The organism is Kitasatospora sp. MY 5-36, from assembly GCF_001182915.1.
Taxonomy (GTDB): domain Bacteria; phylum Actinomycetota; class Actinomycetes; order Streptomycetales; family Streptomycetaceae; genus Kitasatospora.
The window spans coordinates 1-4171 of the sequence record NZ_LFVW01000814.1 but is presented as its reverse complement, the minus strand read 5'-3'; the positions used below and the strand labels follow the sequence as shown (position 1 = coordinate 4171).

The window sequence follows — 4171 nt, the reverse complement described above, 5'->3', positions numbered from 1 at the left end:
CGGCAGCGCGGGCGCGGCGGCGCCGTTCAGCCCGGGCACGGTCAGGCCGGGGGACGGGGCGACGGGGGCGTCCAGGGAGAGTCCGACGCCGCTGACGTCGGCGACCAGGTGGGCCAGCGCCTGGGCCAGCCGCCGCTCGTCGGCGATCACCTCGACCGCGGCGGCGTGCACCGAGAACCGCACCCGGCCGGGGCCGACCAGCTCGCCGGCCTCCTCGACGGCCCGGCGGACCACCTTGTCCAGGCCGACCGGGACCCGGGACGCGGCCTTCGGCCCGTCCTTGCCGTCCTTGGCGCCGGCCTTGGGCTCCTTGCCGTCCTTGCCGTCCTTGGCCTCGGCGGCGCCGCTCTCGCCGGCCTCGCAGCGCTGGTGGTCGAGCACCCCGTCGATCAGCTTCCCGTACCGGCGGCACTCGGCGGCCAGCCGGCGCAGCGTCCAGTTGGCCTCCGGCCAGAGCTGGCCGGCCGGGTCGGCGGCGAGCGCGTCCAGCCGCTCGTTCAGCGCGTTCAGGGCACTGCCCAGCTCGCTCTCCAGGACGGCGGTGAGGTGCTCGTTGCGGGCGACCAGGGCGAGTTCGCGGCTGCGGTCGGTGAAGGTCATCACCGCGCCGACCAGCTGGTCGCCGTCCCGGACCGGGGCGGTGGTGAGGTCGACGGTGACCGGCCGGCCGTCCTTGCGCCACAGCACGGTGCCGCGCACCCGGTGCTTGCGCCCGGAGGTGAGGGTGTCCAGCAGCGCCGACTCCTCCAGCGCCAGCGGGGTGCCGTCGGCCCGGGAGTGCTGGATCAGCGGGTGCAGCTCGCGCCCGCCCAGCTCGCTCGCCCGGTACTCCAGGATGTGCGCGGCGGCCGGGTTGACCAGCACGCAGCGGCCTTCGAGGTCCACGCCGAGCACGCCCTCGGCGGCGGCCCGCAGGATCATCTCGGTCTGCTTGTGCTGGCGGCGCAGCTCGGCCTCGACGCCCAGCCGGCCGGAGAGGTCGCGGACCAGCAGCAGGAGCAGGTCGGAGGAGGAGGGCGAGTTCTCGCGGTACGAGTCGTACGGGGAACGCGCGTAGCCGCGGCCGTCGCCGTCGTCGGCGAAGTCGTTGCCGGACACCTCGACCGGGAAGGTGGTGCCGTCGGTGCGGTGGGCGGTCATCCGGACCGGGCGGTCGAGGGCGTCGCCGTCGCGGGTGGCCGGTCGCATCGAGCCGGGGATGCGGCTGGGGTCGAACTCGGGCAGCAGACCCAGCACGCCCATGCCGACCAGTGAGGTGCCCGGCGCCTGCAACGCCTGGACCGCCGCGCTGTTGGCGTCCACGACGGTGCCGTTGCTGTTCACCAGCAGCAACGCGTCGGGCAGGGCGTCGAGTATGGCGGCGAGGCGAGCAGCGCCTCGGATCGGCCTGCTGCTCACGTCGACAGGTCTCCTCGGCTCGGGGCAGCTCCTCCGGAGACGGCAGTATCTCATTCTTCTTTGCGGCGGAGTCGACCCGCCTAGTAACGTTGGCGGCGGTTGGTGCCGAGCCCCACGGTTGTGGCATCATCACTGACACACGGAACGGCTCCGCTCGCGCGGGTACGATCCCTGTGGGGAGGCTTCGCCTAGTCCGGTCTATGGCGCCGCACTGCTAATGCGGTTTCGGGGTTATTCCTGATCGAGGGTTCAAATCCCTCAGCCTCCGCCAGTCGGGAGCCCCCGTCGACGATCTCGTCGACGGGGGCTCTTCGCGTTCCCGGACACGTTCCCGGCTGCGGTCCGGCTGCGGTCCGGGACGGCCCGGAGCGTGGCCCCGGCGGCGCGCGGGAGGAGGTCGGGAGGGGTCGGGTGAGGCCCGGAACAACCGATTTCGTCCTACGCCGCAGGTCATGTAATGTTGTCCCCGCAACGCCCCGGCGGCAACGTTCACCAGGGCGAGCGCTCATAGCTCAACGGATAGAGCACTTGACTACGGATCAAGAGGTTGCAGGTTCGAATCCTGCTGAGCGCACCATCGAGAAGCCCCCGGCCACCGGCCGGGGGCTTCTCCGTTTCCCCGGCGTACCCGGCGAGTGATTCGAACACAGGCCGCGGGTGGGTGGCCGCGTCCCGGAGGCCGGTGTCCGCCGAATGGGCCCGGAGGTGCCATTCCCGCGTCCGTTCGGGTGGCGCCGATTGCCGCCTAATGGATGAAATGCAGCCGTTTCGGGTACATCCCGTCCTGCCGCCCGGATGACCGCCGAACGGGTGGGACACGGCCAAAAGCACCGGTGTCGCAGTATGACCGGCCCAGGATCGTGATTCCTTTTTGTCGGATCTTGTGCAGACTGCCCACCCCCCGGCAGCCGACCGCGAAGGAGAGCCGGATGAGCCGACAGTTTCCCCGTACGGCTGTCGCCCTGGCCGTCCTCGCGAGCGGGCTGCTGACCGCGTGGAACGTCCCGCTCGCGGCGGCCTTGCAGTCCCCCGACACCCGGTCCGCCGAACACCGGGCGGTGCCGCCCTCCGGGCTCCCGGCCCGGGTCGACCTCGACGCCGCCCCGCAGGAGTACGGCACCACCACGCACGTGGCCTCCGACCTCCTTCTGGGCGCCGGCGCGACCGCCCCGGCGCGCACCGGCCGCAGCGGCGCCGACGTGTCGGTCGCCTTCCCCTTCCCCACCGAGGCGGCGATCGGCCGCTACTACCGGCTCACCGTCCCGGTCGCGGTCGGCGACCGGCCCGCCACCCTGGCCGGCTGGATCGACTTCGGCCGCACCGGCCGGTTCGACCCCGCCCAGCGGGTGCAGACCGAGATCCCGGCCGGCGCCGCCACCGCGACCCTGGAGTGGACCGTCCCGCCCGGCGCGGCCTCGGGTGGGACCTGGGCCCGGCTGCGGATCGGCCGCGACGCCGGACAGCTCGTCTCCTCCGGCGGCTTCGCCGATTCCGGACAGGCCGCCGACCAGCGGATCGAGCTGACCGTCGGCGCCGCCCGGCCGGAGATCGCCGAGCCGGTCGCCGGTGCCGTCCTCGCCGACGCCCGCCCGCAGGTCAGCGGCCACGGCGCGGTCGCCGGCGCCACGGTGGAGGTCCGGGAGGGCGACACCGTCCTCTGCCGGACCGAGGTCGGGAGCGGCGGTGACTGGTCCTGCCGCCCCGGCACGGAGCTGGCCGTCGGTCCGCACGCCCTTACCCCGGTGGAGACCACCGGCGGCGGCGTGGTGCTGCGCGGCGATCCGGTCACGGTCGACGTGAAGACCGTGCCGCCGGGCGCTCCCACGCTCACCGTCCCCGCGTACACCAACGACCCGGGGCTCCGGCTCACCGGCACCGGCGAGGCGGGCAGCACCGTCTCGGTCCTCGACGAGGGCTCCAGCGACGAACTGTGCATCACGGGGGTGCCGGCGGGCGGCGCGTGGTCCTGCCTGCCGGTCGAGGACCTGACGGTCGGGAAGCACCTGCTCACCCCGGTCGCGGTCGACCGGGCGGGCAACCGGACGGCCGGGCTGCCGGTCCCGCTGGTCGTCTCCACCGCCCTGCCGGGCCGGCCGGTGCTCACCTCGCCGGCCCCGGGGGAGACCGTGCGGGTCAGCCGGCCGAAGCTGGCCGGCCGGGCGGATCCGGGCACGGACGTGCTGGTCACGACGGGGGCCGACGCGGGCGCGGAGCCGGAACCGCGGACGGTGCTCTGCGGGGCGACGACGGCGTTCGACGGGAGCTGGAGCTGCACGGCCAACCGGGACCTGGCGGCCGGGGAACAGTGGCTGACCGTCACGGCGACCGACCGGGCAGGGAACGCGGCCTCGGCGGAGCCGGTGCCGGTACGGGTCGCCACGACGGAGGCGGCGCCCGCTCCGGGGGCGTCGAGCCCGGCGGTGCCGAGTGCGGCGGCGCAGACTTCGGTACTGCCGAGCGCGGCGGCTCCGAGTGCGACGGCAACGGCGACGGCTTCGGTTCCGGGAGCGTCGAGCCCGACGGCGGCGGTGTCGGCGTCGAGTTCGGCAGCGAGCCCGGTGGCGGCGAGGCCGGGGTCGCCGACTCCGGTGGCATCAGGTGCGGTGGCGGTGCCCTCGGGCCCCGCCAAGCCGAGCTCGAGCGCCCAGGGTGCGGCGGTGGCCTCGCCGACTCCGTCCGTGGCGGCGCCCGCGGGGGTGCCGGTCGCCGTTCCGTCGGTGGGCGCACGGCCGGTGACGGCGAGTCCGGTGGGCTCCGGTCCGTCGGCGGGCCC

The 4171-nt window shown here is 74.6% G+C and carries 2 protein-coding genes and 2 tRNA genes; 3 read left to right on the top strand and 1 reads right to left on the bottom strand.

Translation table 11 applies throughout. The features are described 5' to 3' along the window. Positions 1-1398 (bottom strand): PAS domain-containing protein (locus AE652_RS36600; protein WP_049659379.1); only part of this gene is annotated, 1398 nt, incomplete at its 3' end. Positions 1399-1575: 177 nt separating this feature from the next. Here AE652_RS36600 and AE652_RS36595 point away from each other — a divergent pair. From AE652_RS36595 to AE652_RS36585, 3 genes are all read left to right on the top strand, one after another. Next, a tRNA-Ser gene (locus AE652_RS36595) sits at positions 1576-1669 on the top strand. A 230-nt stretch (positions 1670-1899) separates the two neighbouring features. Next, positions 1900-1975 (top strand) — tRNA-Arg (locus AE652_RS36590). Between the two features lie 352 nt (positions 1976-2327). Then, a partial coding sequence (locus tag AE652_RS36585; RefSeq protein ID WP_049659375.1) for an Ig-like domain-containing protein occupies positions 2328-4171 on the top strand: 1844 nt, incomplete at its 3' end.